Origin of the sequence: Streptomyces sp. AC558_RSS880 (assembly GCF_019049255.1) — a bacterium.
Classification (GTDB): Bacteria; Actinomycetota; Actinomycetes; order Streptomycetales; family Streptomycetaceae; genus Streptomyces.
Genome location: NZ_JAGMUJ010000030.1, coordinates 371,142 through 387,594, shown reverse-complemented (window position 1 = coordinate 387,594; position 16,453 = coordinate 371,142). Strand labels below are relative to the sequence as shown.

The 16,453-nt window shown below is 72.8% G+C and carries 15 protein-coding genes and 1 pseudogene; 8 read left to right on the top strand and 8 right to left on the bottom strand.

Annotated features, from left to right (window positions below):
- Nucleotides 1-17 precede the first annotated feature (17 nt).
- A complete protein-coding gene (locus KUM38_RS13760) occupies nucleotides 18-521 on the top strand; it encodes a DUF3291 domain-containing protein (RefSeq protein WP_217129611.1) in 504 nt (167 codons plus the stop codon).
- Here the strand turns inward: KUM38_RS13760 and KUM38_RS13755 are convergent.
- Nucleotides 518-661 (bottom strand): annotated as a pseudogene (locus tag KUM38_RS13755) (Uma2 family endonuclease); the annotation flags it as partial. The gene KUM38_RS13760 and the pseudogene KUM38_RS13755 sit on opposite strands and share 4 nt — an antisense overlap.
- A 142-nt stretch (nucleotides 662-803) precedes the next feature.
- Between KUM38_RS13755 and KUM38_RS13750 the strand changes: the two are divergent.
- The 4 genes from KUM38_RS13750 to KUM38_RS13735 all read left to right on the top strand — a co-directional run bounded on the left by KUM38_RS13750 (nucleotide 804) and on the right by KUM38_RS13735 (nucleotide 4,177).
- Nucleotides 804-1,742, top strand: coding sequence for a diiron oxygenase (locus KUM38_RS13750; protein ID WP_217129610.1), 939 nt, complete (start codon nucleotides 804-806; stop codon nucleotides 1,740-1,742).
- Nucleotides 1,743-1,912: 170 nt separating this feature from the next.
- The gene (locus tag KUM38_RS13745) at nucleotides 1,913-2,566 is read left to right on the top strand and encodes a TetR/AcrR family transcriptional regulator (RefSeq protein WP_217129609.1); all 654 of its coding nucleotides are present in this window, start codon (nucleotides 1,913-1,915) and stop codon (nucleotides 2,564-2,566) included.
- A gap of 29 nt (nucleotides 2,567-2,595) precedes the next feature.
- Entirely contained in the window at nucleotides 2,596-2,910 is a 315-nt protein-coding gene (locus KUM38_RS13740; protein ID WP_217129608.1) for a hypothetical protein, read from the top strand.
- Between the two features lie 103 nt (nucleotides 2,911-3,013).
- A complete protein-coding gene (locus KUM38_RS13735) occupies nucleotides 3,014-4,177 on the top strand; it encodes a C40 family peptidase (RefSeq protein ID WP_217129607.1) in 1,164 nt (387 codons plus the stop codon).
- On the opposite strand, the gene KUM38_RS13730 is transcribed toward KUM38_RS13735, so the two are convergent.
- The 5 genes from KUM38_RS13730 to KUM38_RS13710 are packed head-to-tail and all read right to left on the bottom strand — an operon-like array spanning nucleotide 4,141 to nucleotide 10,276.
- Nucleotides 4,141-5,403 carry a styrene monooxygenase/indole monooxygenase family protein gene (locus KUM38_RS13730; RefSeq protein WP_217129606.1) on the bottom strand — a complete coding sequence of 421 codons (1,263 nt, stop codon included), beginning with the start codon at nucleotides 5,401-5,403 and terminating at the stop codon, nucleotides 4,141-4,143. The genes KUM38_RS13735 and KUM38_RS13730 overlap by 37 nt on opposite strands.
- Before the next feature lie 44 nt (nucleotides 5,404-5,447).
- On the bottom strand, nucleotides 5,448-6,086 hold the full coding sequence (locus KUM38_RS13725) for an ATP/GTP-binding protein (RefSeq protein WP_217129605.1): 639 nt from the start codon (nucleotides 6,084-6,086) through the stop codon (nucleotides 5,448-5,450).
- Nucleotides 6,067-6,486 carry a DUF742 domain-containing protein gene (locus tag KUM38_RS13720; protein ID WP_217129604.1) on the bottom strand — a complete coding sequence of 140 codons (420 nt, stop codon included), beginning with the start codon at nucleotides 6,484-6,486 and terminating at the stop codon, nucleotides 6,067-6,069. Before KUM38_RS13720 ends, KUM38_RS13725 begins: the two co-directional genes overlap by 20 nt.
- Nucleotides 6,483-6,986 (bottom strand): roadblock/LC7 domain-containing protein, encoded by a 504-nt coding sequence (locus tag KUM38_RS13715; RefSeq protein WP_217129603.1) that lies wholly within the window; start codon nucleotides 6,984-6,986, stop codon nucleotides 6,483-6,485. The genes KUM38_RS13720 and KUM38_RS13715 overlap by 4 nt, the downstream gene beginning before the upstream one ends.
- Nucleotides 6,983-10,276, bottom strand: coding sequence for a nitrate- and nitrite sensing domain-containing protein (locus KUM38_RS13710; RefSeq protein ID WP_254397080.1), 3,294 nt, complete (start codon nucleotides 10,274-10,276; stop codon nucleotides 6,983-6,985). The genes KUM38_RS13715 and KUM38_RS13710 overlap by 4 nt, the downstream gene beginning before the upstream one ends.
- A gap of 395 nt (nucleotides 10,277-10,671) precedes the next feature.
- Between KUM38_RS13710 and KUM38_RS13705 the strand changes: the two genes are divergently transcribed.
- Nucleotides 10,672-11,466, top strand: coding sequence for a protein phosphatase 2C domain-containing protein (locus KUM38_RS13705; protein ID WP_217129601.1), 795 nt, complete (start codon nucleotides 10,672-10,674; stop codon nucleotides 11,464-11,466).
- 17 nt (nucleotides 11,467-11,483) lie between these two features.
- Here KUM38_RS13705 and KUM38_RS13700 read toward each other — a convergent pair whose 3' ends face one another.
- Nucleotides 11,484-11,978: a MarR family transcriptional regulator gene (locus tag KUM38_RS13700; RefSeq protein WP_217129600.1), complete on the bottom strand. Its 495-nt coding sequence runs from the start codon at nucleotides 11,976-11,978 to the stop codon at nucleotides 11,484-11,486.
- 262 nt (nucleotides 11,979-12,240) lie between these two features.
- On the opposite strand from KUM38_RS13700, the gene KUM38_RS13695 reads away from it, so the two are divergent.
- Nucleotides 12,241-13,065, top strand: a complete 825-nt coding sequence (locus tag KUM38_RS13695) for a lysozyme (protein ID WP_217129599.1) — start codon at nucleotides 12,241-12,243, stop codon at nucleotides 13,063-13,065.
- A gap of 76 nt (nucleotides 13,066-13,141) precedes the next feature.
- Here the strand turns inward: KUM38_RS13695 and lon are convergent, their stop codons facing one another.
- A complete protein-coding gene (gene lon / locus KUM38_RS13690) occupies nucleotides 13,142-15,556 on the bottom strand; it encodes an endopeptidase La (protein WP_217129598.1) in 2,415 nt (804 codons plus the stop codon).
- 149 nt (nucleotides 15,557-15,705) lie between these two features.
- Here lon and KUM38_RS13685 point away from each other — a divergent pair, with 149 nt between their 5' ends.
- Nucleotides 15,706-16,395 (top strand): spermidine synthase, encoded by a 690-nt coding sequence (locus KUM38_RS13685; RefSeq protein WP_217129597.1) that lies wholly within the window; start codon nucleotides 15,706-15,708, stop codon nucleotides 16,393-16,395.
- Nucleotides 16,396-16,453: the final 58 nt, after the last annotated feature.

Here is a 16,453-nt window from a genome sequence, read left to right as displayed (position 1 = left end):
GACCTAACGTTCGGTACATGACCGAGACCGCGTACGAACTCGCCCAGGTGAACATCGCCCGTCTCAAGGCCCCGCTGGACTCCCCGCAGCTGAAGGACTTCGTCGACGGCCTCGACCCGGTGAACGCGGACGCCGACGCCGCCGACGGTTTCGTCTGGCGCCTGCAGAGCGAGGGGGGCGACGCGACGGACATCGCCGTCTTCGGCGACTCCTGGCTGATCATCAACATGTCGGTGTGGCGGAACACCGACGCCCTGACGGCGTTCATGTACCAGGGCCGCCACCGCGAGATGCTGGCGCGGCGCCGGGAGTGGTTCGAGCGCGTCGAGGAGGCGATGGCGGCGCTGTGGTGGGTCCCCGCGGGCCACCGCCCGACGGTCGCGGAGGCCGAGTCCCGCCTCCTCCACCTCCGCACCAACGGCCCGACCCCGTACGCGTTCACCCTGCGCACGTCGTTCCCGCCCGGCGGCGCGCAGCCGCTGATCGGGGAGGTGCCGGAAGGGCTGGGCTGCTCGGTCTAGCGGCGGCGGTCGACGGCGGTGAGGTCGATGTCGACGGGGAACGGAACGGTCGGCTTGAGCCGGTTGTGGAAGATGCCCACGGGTACGTACGACTTGGCCATGGGGTCCAGTTCGTGGACGTAGACCACGGGGAGTCCGTTCAGCCCGGCAAGCGCACCCAGAGCAACAGACAGGATCCGCCGTCAACAAGTCCCGCCCGAGGGATTGACGACCTTGCTGACAGGCAGTCTCATAAGTGGGTGACCCGCCGGTAACCCGAGACGCCCCCGAGGTGGAACCGTCATGACGCCCCTGTCGGAAGCCGACGCGCTCGATGGTCTGCGGGACGCGCTCGGGCTGCTCAAGAACCGGGAGCAGGTGGCCCAGCGGCTGCTCGAGTCGTCCGCCAGGCACTCCTTCGACCCGGACAAGGAGCTGGACTGGGAGGCCCCCTTCGAGGAGGGCAAGTGGTTCTGGCCGCCGGAGCTGGTGTCGCTGTACGGCACCCCGATGTGGAAGCGGATGAGCGAGGAGCAGCGCCTCCTGCTCTCGCGGCACGAGGCCGCCGCGCTCGCCTCGCTCGGCATCTGGTTCGAGCTGATCCTGATGCAGCTGCTGGTGCGGCACATCTACGACAAGGCCGCCACGAGCGCGCACGTGCGCTACGCGCTCACCGAGATCGAGGACGAGTGCCGGCACTCCAAGATGTTCGCCCGGGTGATCACCCGCGGCGGCACCCCCTGGTATCCGGTGAGCCGCGTCCACCAGAACCTCGGCCGGCTGTTCAAGACGGTCTCCACCACCCCCGGCTCCTTCACCGCGACCCTGCTCGGCGAGGAGGTCCTGGACTGGATGCAGCGGCTGACCTTCCCGGACGAGCGGGTCCAGCCGCTGATCCGGGGCGTCACGCGCATCCACGTCGTGGAGGAGGCCCGGCACGTGCGCTACGCCCGTGAGGAGCTGCGGCGCCAGATGGTGACCGCGCCGAAGTGGTCGCAGGAGTTCACCCGGGTCACCTCGGGCGAGTTCGCCCGGGTGTTCTCCGTGGCCTTCGTGAACCCCGAGGTGTACACGAACGTCGGCCTGGACAGGCGTGAGGCCGTCGCCCAGGTCAGGGCGAGCACCCATCGCCGGGACGTGATGCAGCAGGGGGCGAAGAAGCTCACTGACTTCCTGGACGACATCGGCGTGCTGCGCGGGGTCGGACGGAAGCTCTGGCAGTCGTCCGGACTGCTCGCGTAGACAGGCGCTCGCACCAGACCACCACGATCCCCGAACGGCTCACCGCCATGCGCCGCAGCCGCACATCGAGCACAGCCTGGACGACATCGGCGTGCTGCGCGGGGTCGGACGGCGGTGGTGGAAGTCGTCGGGACTGCTCGCGCAGCCGGGCGGGCGGTTACCCTGCGGGCATGACCCCGCAGGCCCCCACCCCCGCCTACCGGCGGCTCAGCGTCGAGGAGCGCCGCAGCCAGCTGCTCGAGGCCGCGCTGTCCCTCTTCGCCCACCGTGCCCCGGAGGACGTCTCCCTGGACGACGTGGCGGAGGCGGCCGGCGTGTCGCGTCCCCTGGTGTACCGGTACTTCCCGGGCGGTAAGCAGCAGCTGTACGAGGCCGCCCTGATGTCCGCCGCCGACCAGCTGCGGCACTGCTTCGACGAGCCGCACGAGGGCCCGCTGCTGCCCCGGCTGTCCCGGGCCCTCGACCGCTACCTCGCCTTCGTCGACCAGCACGACACCGGGTTCAGCGCGTTGCTCCAGGGCGGGAGCGTCGTGGAGACCTCCCGTACGACCGCCATCGTGGACGGCGTGCGGCGGGCCGCCGCCGAGCACATCCTCAGCCACCTCGGGGTCGCCGGGCCCGGACCCCGGCTGCGGATGACGATCCGGATGTGGATCACCGCCGTGGAGGCGGCCTCGCTGATCTGGCTCGACGAGGACAAACAGCCGCCCCTGGACGAGCTGCGGGACTGGCTCGTGGAGCAGTTCGTGGCGGTGCTGGAGGTGACCGCGCGGCGCGACGCGCAGACCGAGGCTCTGGTGCGGGAGCTGGCCACGGACCTCTGACGGCCCGCGCGTCGCGCGACACTGGGGGCGTGAAGAGCGAAGACACCCCGTTCGAGGGCGGGCCCATGGACGGGCGCGTCCTGCCCGTGCTGCTGGGCATCACCGGGCACCCGCCGAAGACGTACCGCATCCCCGTCCCGGCCCCGGACGGCGGCCCGCCCACCGTGCTGGTCTACCGGCGGGTGCCCCGGGCGCGGAGCGCGCGGACCGGGCTGACCCGGGGCTGGAAGTACCTGTACGACCCCACGGGGCGGGCCGGCGACCGCCGGAGGTGGCCGTGGTCGAAGGCCGCGCCCGGTCCGGACGCCACGCCGGAGGGCAAGCCGGACGACGCCGACGGGTGACCGGGTTGCGCCGAACCGCGCACACTCGGCGCGCGGACCGCGCACACCCGCCTGATGCTCGCGATGCGGAGCGGACGAGCCGCCCCGCATCGGAGGTGATGGAGTGTCAGGAAGGCTTCTGCGTCTGGTGTGCGCGGCGGCGCTGGCGGCCGGGGCCGTTCTCGCGCCCGCGCCCGCGACGGCCGTCCCGGAACCGGGCGGCGGCACCGGCGAGCGTTCCGTCGCCGAGTTGCTGACGGAGCTTCAGACCCTGTACCGGGAGGCCGAGAAGGCCACCGAGACCTACAACGCCACCGAGGAACGGCTGAAGAGGCAGCGCGCCGAGGCCGAGCGGCTGGAGGGGGCCCTCGCCCGCACCCGGCTCTCCCTGCACGACAGCCGGGGCGCCGCCGGACGGCTGGCCCGCCAGCAGTACCAGAGCGTCACCGGCCTCTCCCCTTACGTACGGCTGCTGCTCGCACGCGATCCGCAGCGCGCGCTCGACCAGGGGCACGTGATCGGGCGGCTGGCGCGGGAGCGGGCCCGGACGGTGGGCCGGCTGACCGGCGACGAGAAGGAGGCCGGCGCCCTGGCCCGCCGGGCCCGCAAGGCCCTCGACGTCCGGCTCGCCCTCACCGAGCGGCGCGGGAAGGAGCGGGACGAGGTCCTCGCACGGCTCCGCGCGGTCGAGGAACTCCTCGCCTCGCTCACCGCCGAGCAGCTCACCGCGCTGGCCGAACTGGAGCGGGACAACGTGGCCGAGGCGCAGGAGGAGCTGGTGTCCTCCGGTGCGCTGGGCAGCGGCGGCACTCCTCCCTCGGCGGCGGGCGAACGGGCCGTGCGGTACGCCGTGGAGCAGCTCGGGAAGCCGTACGAGTGGGGCGCGGAGGGGCCCGCCGCGTACGACTGCTCGGGGCTGACGTCGAAGGCGTGGGGCGCCGCCGGGACGCCGATCCCCCGGACCAGCCAGGAGCAGTGGGCACGGCTGGAGCGGGTGCCGCTGGCGGAGCTGCGGCCGGGGGACCTCGTCGTGTACTTCCCGGAGGCCACGCACGTCGCCCTCTACCTCGGCGACGGCATGGTGGTGCAGGCGCCCCGCCCGGGTGCGCGGATCAAGGTCTCCCCGATCGCGGCCAACCCGGTGCTGGGCGCCGTACGCCCCGACCCGGCCGGGGAGCCCGTACGGCGGTACGTGCCGCCGGAGCTCCCCGCGGGGGCGACGGAGGGGTCCGACGAGGGGTACGCCTCGGGTCACGCGCCGGACGCGCCCGAGACCTCCATCAGGTAGCCCTCGGTCTTCTCCGGCTCGTAGAAGAAGTTCTCGAAGTCGGCCGGGTCGTTGAAGCCGTTGGCGAAGCGGTCCGCGACCGGCTGGAGCTGTCCGGCCGCGCCGATCAGGTTCAGGACGTGCTCCGGCGGCGGGGCGAGCATGGCGTTCGTCCACTTGGTGACGTGCCGCGCCGTCTCCCAGTAGCGGTCGAAGGTGCCCTGCATCCAGGTCTCGTCGAACTCCTTCTCCCCGTGCTCCAGGATCGAGGCGAGGTAGGAGGCGGCGCACTTGGAGGCGGAGTTGGAGCCCTGGCCGGTGATCGGGTCGTTGGCGACGACCACGTCGGCGACGCCGAGGACGAGGCCGCCGGAGGGCAGCCGGCCGATCGGGTTGCGGACGGTGGGGGCGTAGCGGCCGGCGAGGGTGCCGCCGGCGTCGGTCAGCTCGACCTTGGTGGCCCGCGCGTACTCCCAGGGGAGGAACCTCTCCATGAGTTCCAGGGTCAGGGAGAGGTGCTCCGCCGGGTCCTTGACGTCCTTGAAGGCGTCCAGCGGGCCGCCGGGTATGCCCTCCCAGAACAGGATGTCGGCGCGGCCCGAGGTGGTGAGGGTCGGCATGACGAACATCTCGCCGACCCCGGGGACCAGGTTGCAGCGGACCGCCTCCGTGTCCGGGTGCTCCGGACGCGGGCCGAGGCCGTGGACGTAGGCGACGGCGAGGGCGCGCTGCGGCGTGCTGTACGGGGAGCGCTCCGGATCGCGGGCGAACATCTGCACCAGCTCGCCCTTGCCCGCCGAGACGAGCACGAGGTCGTACGTGCGGGAGAAGTAGTCCAGGTCGCCGACCGCCGCGCCGTGGATGACCAGCTGGCCGCCGCGCTGGGCGAAGGTCTCCATCCAGCCGGCCATCTTCACCCGCTGGTCCACCGACTGCGCGAACCCGTCGAGCCGGCCCAGCCAGTCGATCGCGCGCTGCGAGGGGCCCGGGTCGAAGGAGCCGGGGGCCGCGACCGAGACGCCGAGTCCTTCGATCTTCGGGGCCTGGGACTCCCAGAAGTTCAGCTGGAGATCGCGCTCGTGCTGCAGGGCGGTGTGGAACATGCACTGCGTCGACATCACCCGTCCGGTGCGGATCTCGTCCGCGGTCCGGTTGGACATCAGGGTGACCTCGTACCCGTGCGACTGAAGGCCGAGGGCCAGCTGGAGACCGGACTGGCCGGCTCCGACGACGAGTATCTTCCGCATACGGGGGACGCTCCTAAGAGGGCTGCTCGGGGGCTGCTCGAGAGTTACTCGGGGGTTTCGTCGAGTGCGTGGCCCACGAGGGACAGGAGGGTCTCGATGACCGAGATCCGGCGGCGGGCATCCATGATCATGACAGGTATGTGCGCGGGGATCGTCAACGCCTCCCGCACGTCCTCGGCGTCGAACCGCTCACTGCCGTCGAAGTGGTTGACCGCGACGACGTACGGCAGTCCGCAGCTCTCGAAGTAGTCCAGCGCCGGCCAGCAGTCCTTCAGGCGGCGGGTGTCGGCCAGGACGACGGCGCCGATCGCGCCGCGCACCAGGTCGTCCCACATGAACCAGAACCGCTGCTGGCCGGGGGTGCCGAAGACGTAGAGCACCAGGTCGTCGTCGAGCGTGACGCGGCCGAAGTCCATGGCCACGGTGGTGGTGAGCTTGTCCGGCGTGGCGGTGAGGTCGTCGTGCTCCGCACTCGCCTCGGTCATCAGCGCCTCGGTCTCCAGGGGCGTGATCTCCGAGACCGTGGTGACCAGCGTGGTCTTGCCGACGCCGAAGCCGCCCGCCACCACTATCTTCGTGGCGACGGGTGCCCGGGTGCGGTCCGTCTGCCAGGGCAGCAGGGGCTCGTCGTCCTCGACGAGCGGGGAGACGCCGTGAGCGGCATCAGAGACGGCGGAGTCCACTCAGCACCCTTTCCAGCAGCGCGCGGTCCGGGCGGCCCGTGCCGTGGCCGGTCCCCGTTCCGTAGACACGGATCTTTCCCTGGTCCGCGAGGTCGCTCAGGAGCACGCGGACCACGCCGAGCGGCATCTTCAGCAGCGCGGCGATCTCGGCCACCGTTCGCATACGGCGGCACAGTTCGACGATGGCCCGCATCTCCGGCATCACGCGGGAGGTGAGGTTGCCGTTCGTCAGTTCCCTGCGCTCCTCGGCGGCTTCGAGCGCGGCGGTGGCGCCGACGAACGTCTCGACGAGCAGGACGTGGCCGAAGCGGGTGCGGCCGCCGGTGAGCGAGTAGGGGCGGACCCGGGCGGGTTTGCGGTCGCCGCCGCGGACCGGGAGCTGTTTCCTGGACTTGCTCATCGGGGACTCCCGGTGGACTCGCTCTCCAGGGACTGGCGCAGCTCGCTGCGGAGTTCCGGGGTCAGGACATGGCCGGCGCGGCCGACGAACAGGGCCATGTGGTACGCCACCACGCTCATGTCGCAGTCCGCGGAGCCGTGCACGCCGAGCAGGGAACCGTCACTGATGGACATCACGAACAGGCTGCCCTCGTCCATCGCCACCATCGTGTGCTTGACCGGACCGAAGTCCATCAGCTTCGAGGCGCCGACGGTGAGGCTGCCGATGCCGGAGACGACGGTGGCCAGGTCGGCGGCGGAGCCGCGGGGGCCGGTGCGCTTCGCGCCCCGCGCCTCGCGGGCGGCGGTGTTGCGGGAGTCGTCGGAGGAGAGCAGGAGCAGGCCGTCGGAGGAGACCACCGCGACGGAGAGGATGCCGGGCACCTCCTCGACGAGATTGCTCAACAGCCAGTGCAGGTTGCGGGCCTCACTGCTCAGTCCGACAGTACCGGTCGCGGTCAACTGCTTGCCTCCTCGACTGTGCCCCCCGTGGTCTCTTCGGATGTGGCGGCCGGGTCGGACGGCGCCCGGTGGCCACCGGTCCGTTCGGCGAGTTCCGCCTCGACGTCCCGGCGCCCGGCGTCCGCCCCCTGACGGAAACCGCCGAGCCGGCGGCGCAGGGCCTCGGCGTCCACGGCCCCGGTACGCGGGCGCGGGGCCGCGGCGGGCGCGGTGATCCTCGGCGTGCGCTTGGGCAGTCCCTTGGCCGTGACCGGCTCCCCGTCCCCGTCCCCGTCGGCGACGCGCGCGTGCTCCGCGTCGGCGCCGCCCCCGGACCCGGCGTCCGCTCCGGCGTGCTCCCCGGACCCGGCGCCCGGCCGCCGCGGAAGCCCTGCCGGGTCCCCGGCGCCGGCTGCGGGGCCGCCCTCGGAGGCGGCGTCCGCTGCGGACCGGCTCTCGGACCCGGCGCCCGCTCCGGCGTGCTCCCCGGCCCCGGCGTCCGCTCCGGGTACGTTCCCGTGGGCCGTGGTCGGGCGGGCGGCACCCTCCGTGTCCTCGCCGGCCGGCCGGCGCGCGGCGCCGGACGGGGTCTCCTCGTCTCCGGCCGCGTGACCGGCGCCCGGACGGACGGCGGCGTCCGCGCCCGCGCCGAACGGCTGTGAAGCGGCGTCCGCGGCCCCGGCCGAAACATCGTTTCCGCCCGCGTGACCCGCCCCCGGGCGAACGCTCTCGCCCTCCGGCTGTGCCGGGATCAGCAGCTCCATCGTGACCTCGGCGGGCCGCTCGGCCGGCGCGTCGGCGCCCTCCGCGTCCTCGTGCCCCGCACGGTCCGGTGCGGCCTCGTCCCCGCCGCCCGGCGCGGAATCCTCCGCCGCCCCGGCGGAAGCCTCCGCCTCCGCCGGCCCGCCGGCACCGTCCGCCGCCGCCTCGGCGCGGGCCTCCCCGGGCCGCCCGGCGGGGCTTCCCGCCGGTTCCTCCGCGGGGGCCGGCGAGGAGTCGTCCGCGCCGTCCGCCGCCGGTGTCTCCATCGGCTCGCCCGGTGTCTCCCCACCGGGCGAGCCCTGGTGGCGTACCGCCTTCTCCGCCAGGGCGACCAGCGGGTCGTCCGACTCCGTGCGGCCCTGCAGGACGTTGGAGTTGGCCTCGGCGTCGGCGCCCGGGAGGGAGTACGCGGGGGTGCCGCCGGCGACGGAGGCGGGGACCGCGTCGGGGGTGGCGGGCGCCAGGAGGGGGTCGGGGAGGACGACGACCGCGGCGATGCCGCCCTGCTTCTGCTCCCGCAGCCGGACCCGCACCCCGTGCCGGTGGGCGAGCCGGGCCACGACGTACAGGCCGAGACCGAGACCGTCCTCGGCCTCCGCGTCGTACGTGACCTCCGGGTCGAAGTCGGACAGCCGGGAGTTGAGCCGCTCCAGCCGCTCCCCAGTCATGCCGATGCCCTCGTCCTGGACGGAGAGCATGACCTCGCCGTTCTCCAGCAGCCAGCCGGAGACCTCGACGGGCAGGTCGGGCGGGGAGAAGGAGGTGGCGTTCTCCATGAGCTCGGCCAGCAGGTGGGACAGGTCGTCCGCGGCGAACCCGGCGATGTGCGCGTGCGGCGGCAGCGCGGCGATACGGACCCGCTCGTACCGCTCGATCTCGCTGACCGCGGCCCGTACGACGTCCACCAGCGGAACCGGGCCCGCCGCGTGCTGCACGTGCTCGGTACCGGCCAGGACGAGGAGGTTCTCGCTGTGCCGGCGCATCACCGTGGCGAAGTGGTCGAGCTTGAACAGGGTGGCCAGCCGGTCCGGGTCGTCCTCCCGCTCCTCCAGCCCCTCGATGACGCCGAGCTGGCGCTCGACCAGTCCGAGGGTGCGCAGCGCGAGGTTGACGAACGTGCCGCCGATGCCGGCGCGCAGCCGCTCCAGGTGGGCGGTGGACTCGGCGAGTTCGGTGCGCAGTTCCTCGCGGGCGTCGGCCATCTTCTGCCGCTGGCCCACGAGGTGCTTGCGGTCGGCCTCCAGCGTGGCGATCCGCTCGGCGAGGGCGGCGGCGCGCGCGTGCAGGGCGTTGACGGAGCGGACGACCTGGGCGAACTCGTCGTTGCGGCCGGTGAAGGCGATCGGCTCCTGGCCGGTGAGGTCCTCCGCCTCGGCGAGGCGGGCGGAGCCACGGCGCAGCACCGACAGCGGACGCGTCAGGGTGCGGGCCATCGCCGTGGCGATGCCGATCGTGAGCAGCATCAGGGCGCCGAGGACGGCGATCCGGATCTCCAGCGCGGTGACGTCGTCGTCGCGCAGCTGGGCGAGGTCCTTGGTGCGCTTGTCGAAGAGGGCGGACTCCACCCCGCGCATCGTCTCGACCCGCGCGGTGAGCGCGGCCCGCAGCTTCTTGGCGCTGGTGGCGAGGTCGTCGTCGGAGAGCGTCGGCTCGTCGGTGAGGCGGGCGAGGTACTTCTCGGCGGACTCGACCTCGGGGCCGGTGACCGTGGAGTCGTAGGAGGCGCGGGCGGCCTTGGGCGCGGTCTCGCGGAAGTCGGCGAGGGCCGCGTCGGAGCGCAGCCGGGCCTGGAGCGCGGCGGCGGTCAGCGCGTCGCGCCGCTCGGTGTCGGCGTCCGAGGTGCTGGTGGTGGTGGACGGCAGGCCGGTGATCGGGTCGATCACGGTCCGGGTGGTGCTCGGCACGTTCAGCGCGGCGAGCAGCAGTCCGCGGGTGGCGGCGGCCTGCTGGACGGCGGAGTCCAGCTCGGTGAGCGCGTAGGCGCCGGAGCCGGCGCGGGGCGGGGTCTGCTCCGCCAGCTGTTCGGCGAGCCGGTGCAGTCGCGTGATGGCGGTGGAGTACGCCTGGTGCGCTTCGAGCGGGCTGCTCTTGCCCGTGAGCGCCGCTCTGCGCACGGCGGCGACGGCGTCGAGGCCGTCGTGCAGTTCCTGGGGGATGTCCGTGTCGGCGCGCAGTTCCTCGACCTGCCGGTCGACGCGGGCGCTGTGCTCCTCGGAGGGCGCCTCGGACTTGGGGCGGCCGGCCGCGATGTAGGGGACGACCTCGTCGCGCTCGTCGGCGAGGGAGTGCGCCAGGGTGAGGGCGTCCTGGGTCTGCTCGGCGAGCGTCACCAGGTCCTGCGCGTCCTTGAGCTGCCCGGAGGCCGTGAGCACGGAGGGCGCCCCGGCCGCGGCGATCGCGGCGGCCACCACGGCCACGGCGACGATGAGCCGGTTGCGCACATGGGTGGGGCGGCCCCTGCCTACGCCGGTCGTCTGCTCCGCGTCCCCCTTGGGGGCCGTCTGCTTGCCTGTGCGACGAGGCCGCGACTTCTGCACCGGTGCTCGCATTCCTGACTCGTGTACCCGTGGGTCCGGGTGACGCTCCGTCAACGGGTGCGGGCGTTCACCCCGAGCTCTTGACCGCGCTCGGACAGCGAGGCGCCCCCATCGCTCCCCGACCCTCCCAGTGACCGTGGACAGTGGATGCGCATCACCTGACCCGCCACTCGAAGGAGTGAACCCCGGAGGTGAGTTGAGGGGCAAGTTCCGCCGCCTCTCGCAGCGGCTCCGCGCGGCACGCCGGTTGGACGTCTGCGGCGGGCGGTGGCAATATTCGCCGCCACGTCTTCCCGGAGCACTGCATTCCCTCCCAAATCAGGCGTCTGACCTGCGCGGCTTCGGTGATCCGGTGATCGGCGAAGGCCTTTCGCGGCCCTGGTGAAGGGCTCGTGCAGACTGGCGGGATGCGTACGGAGCTTGTGTCGGAGCCCGGTGATCCCGGCCGCCCCAACGAGGACTTCGCGAGTGTCGGACTTCCGGCCTCCGGACAGGGCGGTTCGCTCGTGCTGCTGGACGGGGTCACACCACCGGGGGACGGCGGCGGATGTCTGCATTCCGTGCCCTGGTTCACCGCGCGGCTGGGCGGGGCGCTGACCGAACTGACCGTTTCCCTCCCGGATGTTCCGCTGGCCGAGCTGCTGTCCCGGGCCCTCACGCGTACCGCCGGGAGCCACGCGGCAACCTGTGACCTTTCTCACCCTCGTACGCCTCAGGCAACGGTGGTGCTGGCCCGCTGGTCACCGGCCTCGGTGGACTACCTGGTGCTCTCCGACTCGGCCCTGCTCGTCGAGTCCCCCGGCGGCTCGGTCACGGCGCTGCTGGACGACCGGCTGGACCGGCTGCCCCGCTCGGCCCTGGCCAGCCACACCTTGGTGGACACCACGCTGCGCAACAAGGAGGGGGGCTTCTTCACGGCGGCGGCGGATCCCTCGGTGGCCTCCCGCGCGGTCACCGGTTCGCTGCCGCGCGACGAGGTGCGCGCCCTGGCCGCCCTGACGGACGGTGCGGCGCGCTGGGTGGAGAGGTTCCACGAGGGCGACTGGGCGGACTGCCTCACCCTGGTCCGCGAGGAGGGCGCCCGGTGCCTGGTGGAGCGCGTACGGACCCTGGAACGGGCGGACGCGGACCGGGTACCGCCGCGCCGCGGCAAGACGCACGACGACGCGACGGTGGTGTACGCCGAGCTGTCACCCCGTTAGCGGTACTCCGTACGGGGTCAATTCTCCATGCCCCGGTTCAGCTGGTTCAGCAGCCGGGCGAGTTCCGTGACCTCGGCGGGGTCCCAGTCGGCGAGCCGGCCGGCGTAACGGGCGCGGCGGGCCTCGCGGACCCTGCGGACCCGTGCGTGGCCCTCCTGCGTGAGGGTGATCAGCCAGGCGCGGCCGTCGGCGGGGTCCGGCTCGCGGGCGACGAGACCGAGCTCCTCCAGCGCGCGCAGCTGGCGCGACATCGTGGCCTTGCCGACGCCGATGTAGGCGGCCAGCTCGGTGGCCCGCTGCCGGCCGCACTCATCCAGACGGACCAGCAGCCCGTACGCGGACGGCTCCAGGTCGGGGTGGACCGCGCGGGCCATCTCCCCCTGGCTGGCCCGGGCACGCCGCAGCAGCACCGTCAACTCGCGTTCCAGCGCGAGGAATCCGGGCCGGTCCACACCCGGCGCGGGCTCCGGGGAGTCGGCACGCTCTTCGTCTCGGTGTCCTTGTTCGTGCACGTCTGCCCCTGCTTCGGTTTTCCGGTCCGACGAGTTTCCCGCCAAGTGGCGACGTCGCCGCAGCTCCACCAGTATTTCGCAGGCGTAGACCAACGGCGGCCGGGGGCACCTCCCACGTCCTTCGGACCGTGGGGGAGGACACCCCGCCCCGCCGCGGTCCACGTGCGCAGTTTCCTCACCAGGCGATTGCGTGGCATGCCCACTACATGGGACGTGGGTCACATTCCGGGTTCGCCCCACACCGATCTTTCGGAGATGCGTCATGCCTGTGCACAGATCCGGCCTCCCCCGCATACGCGCACTCGCGACCGCCGGCGCGGTCCTGCTCGCGGTGGTCTCCCTCCCCCGCACGGCCGCCGCGGCCGAATCCGCTCCCGCTGCCCCTCCGCGCGGCTCCGCCCGCATGGGCGCGGGCGTGCTCGCCCACGACGGCCGCGGCGGACTCCCCACCGTCCGCGCCACCCGGACGGAGGGCGTGGACGTCTCCAGTCACCAGGGCGACGTCGCCTGGACGACCCTGTGGAACAGCGGCGTCCGCTGGGCCTACACCAAGGCCACGGAGGGGACGTACTACACCAACCCGTACCACCCCCAGCAGTACGACGGCTCCTACGACGTCGGCATGGTCCGCGGCTCCTACCACTTCGGCACGCCCGACACGGCGAGCGGCTCCGCCCAGGCCGACTACTTCGTCGACCGCGGCGGCGGCTGGTCCGCGGACGGCCGGACCCTGCCGGGCGTGCTCGACATCGAGTGGAACCCGTACGGCGACGCCTGCTACGGCAAGTCGCAGAGCGCGATGGTGAGCTGGATCCGCGACTTCCTGGACCAGTACCGGTACCGCACCGGCCGGGACGCCGTCCTCTACACGGCCACCAGCTGGTGGAAGCAGTGCACCGGCAACTACGCCGGCTTCGCCGCCACCACTCCCCTGTGGATCGCCCGGTACGCCTCCACCGTGGGCGAACTGCCCGCCGGCTGGGACACGTACACGATGTGGCAGTACACCTCGACCGGGCCGACCGTCGGGGACCACGACCTCTTCAACGGCACCCCGGACGGGGTACGGGCCTTCGCGCTGGGCTGACCGGCCGGCCCCGGACGCGGTGAAGGCCCGGGCCTCCCTCACGGGACCCGGGCCTTCCCTCATCCGGCCGCCTCCGTCACGCGGCGACCGGAACCTCGGGCGCCGCGCCGCTGGTGGCCGGCGACAGCGCCAGCTCCAGGACCTGGCGGACGTCGGTGACGGCGTGGACGTCCAGCTTGTCCAGCACCTCCGCCGGGACGTCGTCCAGGTCGGGCTCGTTGCGCTTGGGGATGATCACGGTGGTGATCCCCGCGCGGTGCGCGGCGAGCAGCTTCTGCTTCACCCCGCCGATCGGCAGCACCCGCCCGGTCAGCGAGACCTCACCGGTCATCGCCACGTCGGTGCGGACCAGCCGGCCGGAGAGCAGCGAGGCCAGGGCGGTGGTCATCGTGACGCCCGCGCTCGGGCCGTCCTTGGGCACCGCGCCCGCCGGGAAGTGGATGTGCGCGCCCCGGTCCTTCAGGTCGCCCACCGGGAGCTCCAGTTCGGCGCCGTGACTGCGCAGGAAGCTCAGCGCGATCTGCGCGGACTCCTTCATCACGTCACCCAGCTGGCCGGTCAGGGTCAGCCCCGCGGCGCCCGTCTCCGGGTCGGCCAGGGAGGCCTCCACGTAGAGGACGTCCCCGCCGGCGCCGGTCACCGCGAGGCCGGTGGCGACACCGGGGACGGCGGTGCGGCGCTCGGCCGGGTCCTGGGCGGACTCGGGCACGTGGTGCGGCCGGCCGATCAGATCCCGCAGGTCGCCCTCGGTCACGGTGAAGGGCAGCTTCCGCTCACCCAGTTCGTGCTGGGCCGCGATCTTGCGCAGCAGCCGCGCGACGGACCGCTCCAGGGTGCGCACGCCCGCCTCGCGCGTGTACTCGCCGGCCAGCTTGCGCAGCGCGCCCTCGTCGATCGTGACCTCGTCCTCGTCCAGTCCGGCGCGCTCCAGCTGGCGCGGGAGCAGGTGGTCGCGGGCGATGACGACCTTCTCGTCCTCGGTGTAGCCGTCGAGGCGGACCAGCTCCATGCGGTCGAGCAGGGCCTCCGGGATGGCCTCCAGGACGTTGGCCGTCGCGAGGAACACGACGTCGGACAGGTCGAGCTCGACCTCCAGGTAGTGGTCCCGGAAGGTGTGGTTCTGCGCCGGGTCGAGGACCTCGAGCAGCGCGGCGGCCGGGTCGCCGCGGAAGTCCGACCCCACCTTGTCGATCTCGTCGAGGAGCACGACCGGGTTCATCGACCCGGCCTCCTTGATCGCCCGCACGATCCGGCCGGGCAGCGCGCCGACGTACGTGCGGCGGTGGCCGCGGATCTCGGCCTCGTCGCGGACGCCGCCGAGGGCGACGCGGACGAACTTCCGGCCCATCGCGTGGGCGACGGACTCGCCGAGGCTGGTCTTGCCGACGCCGGGCGGGCCCACCAGGGCCAGCACGGCGCCGCCGCGCCGGCCGCCGACGACGCCCAGGCCCCGGTCGCTGCGCCGCTTGCGCACCGCCAGGTACTCGGTGATCCGCTCCTTCACGTCCGCCAGGCCCGCGTGCTCGGCGTCCAGGACCGCTTGGGCGCCCTGGATGTCGTAGGCGTCCTCGGTGCGCTCGTTCCACGGCATCTCCAGGACCGTGTCGAGCCAGGTGCGGATCCAGGAGCCCTCGGGCGACTGGTCGGAGGAGCGCTCCAGCTTGTCGACCTCCTTGAGCGCGGCCTCGCGGACCTTCTCCGGCAGGTCGGCGGCCTCCACGCGGGCCCGGTAGTCGTCGGACTCCTCGCCCTCCTTCTCGCCGTTGAGCTCGCGCAGCTCCTTGCGGACGGCCTCGAGCTGGCGGCGCAGCAGGAACTCGCGCTGCTGCTTGTCGACGCCCTCCTGGACGTCCTTGGCGATGGTCTCGGCGACGTCCTGCTCGGCGAGGTGGTCGCGCAGCTGCTGGGTGGCGAGCCTCAGCCGGGCCACCGGGTCGGTGGTCTCCAGCAGGGCGACCTTCTGCTCGGTGGTCAGGAACGGCGAGTAGCCGGAGTTGTCGGCGAGCGCGGAGACGTCGTCGATGGCCTGGACCCGGTCGACGACCTGCCAGGCGCCGCGCTTGCGCAGCCAGGCGGTGGCGAGCGCCTTGTACTCCTTGACCAGCTCGGTCACGTGGCCGGGCAAGGGCTCGGGCACGGTCTCGTCGATGCGGGTGCCCTCCACCCACAGCGCCGCGCCCGGCCCGGTGGTCCCGGCGCCGATCCGCACGCGGCCCCGGCCGCGGATCAGGGCGCCCGGATCGCCGTCGGCCAGCCTGCCGACCTGCTCGATCGTGCCCAGCACGCCGGTACCGGCGTAGGTCCCGTCGACGCGTGGCACCAGGAGCACCCTGGGCTTACCCGGCTCGGTCCGGGCGGCGGCCTGGGCGGCCTCCACCGCGGCGCGCACCTCGGAGTCGCTCAGGTCCAGCGGAACCACCATCCCGGGCAGCACGACCTCGTCGTCGAGCGGCAGCACAGGCAGGGCGAGCGGTGTGGACTCAGCAGCCATGATCTCCCCTTCGGCAGTCAAGTTGAGTTATGCCGACTCAATGCTTGTGAGCCGCCGAATGTTCCCGGAGCCGCGTTCGCTCTGAGCGATCACCTTCCGGGGCGCGGAAGGGCATGACCGCCGCGTAAAAGGGCTGCCAGGATGAACGCATGTCCACCCCGTACGACATTCCCGAATCCCCCGAAGTCCTGGACCGCCGCGAGGGCCCGTACGGCGAGGTCGTGCTGCGCAGGCACGGTGACCTGCTGCAGATCATCGCCAACGGCTGCTTCCTGATGGACACCTCCGACGGCCGTTCGGAGCGGCGCCTCGTCGACGCCGCCCTCGCGGCCCTCGACGCGCGCACGGCGGACCCGCACGTCCTGATCGGCGGCCTCGGGGTCGGCTTCTCGCTCGCACACGCCGCCGGGCAGCCCCGCTGGGGACGGATCGCCGTGGTGGAGCGCGAACCGGCGATCATCGAGTGGCACCGCGCGGGGCCACTGTCCGGGCTCTCCGCGGAGGCCCTCGCCGACCCGCGCACGGAGATCGTCGAGACGGACCTCGTCCATTACGTCAATGAGACATCGGACACGTTCGACGCGCTCTGCCTCGACATCGACAACGGGCCCGACTGGACCGTCACCGAGGACAACGACGGTCTCTACTCACCGGCCGGACTGGCCGCCTGCACAAGGGTGTTGAGGCCGCTCGGGGTACTCGCCGTGTGGTCGGCCAAGCCCTCCCCGGATTTCGAAGAAACCTTGCGGAATGCCGGGTTCCAACAGGTGCGTACCGAAGAGATCCCCGTTGCCCGGGGCGTTCCGGACGTCGTGCACATCGGCGTCCGCCCTGGATAGCAAAGGCGCGGTGACTCCCCGTACGCTGCTGCTCTGGCGCGGATCATTCAAGCGTCAA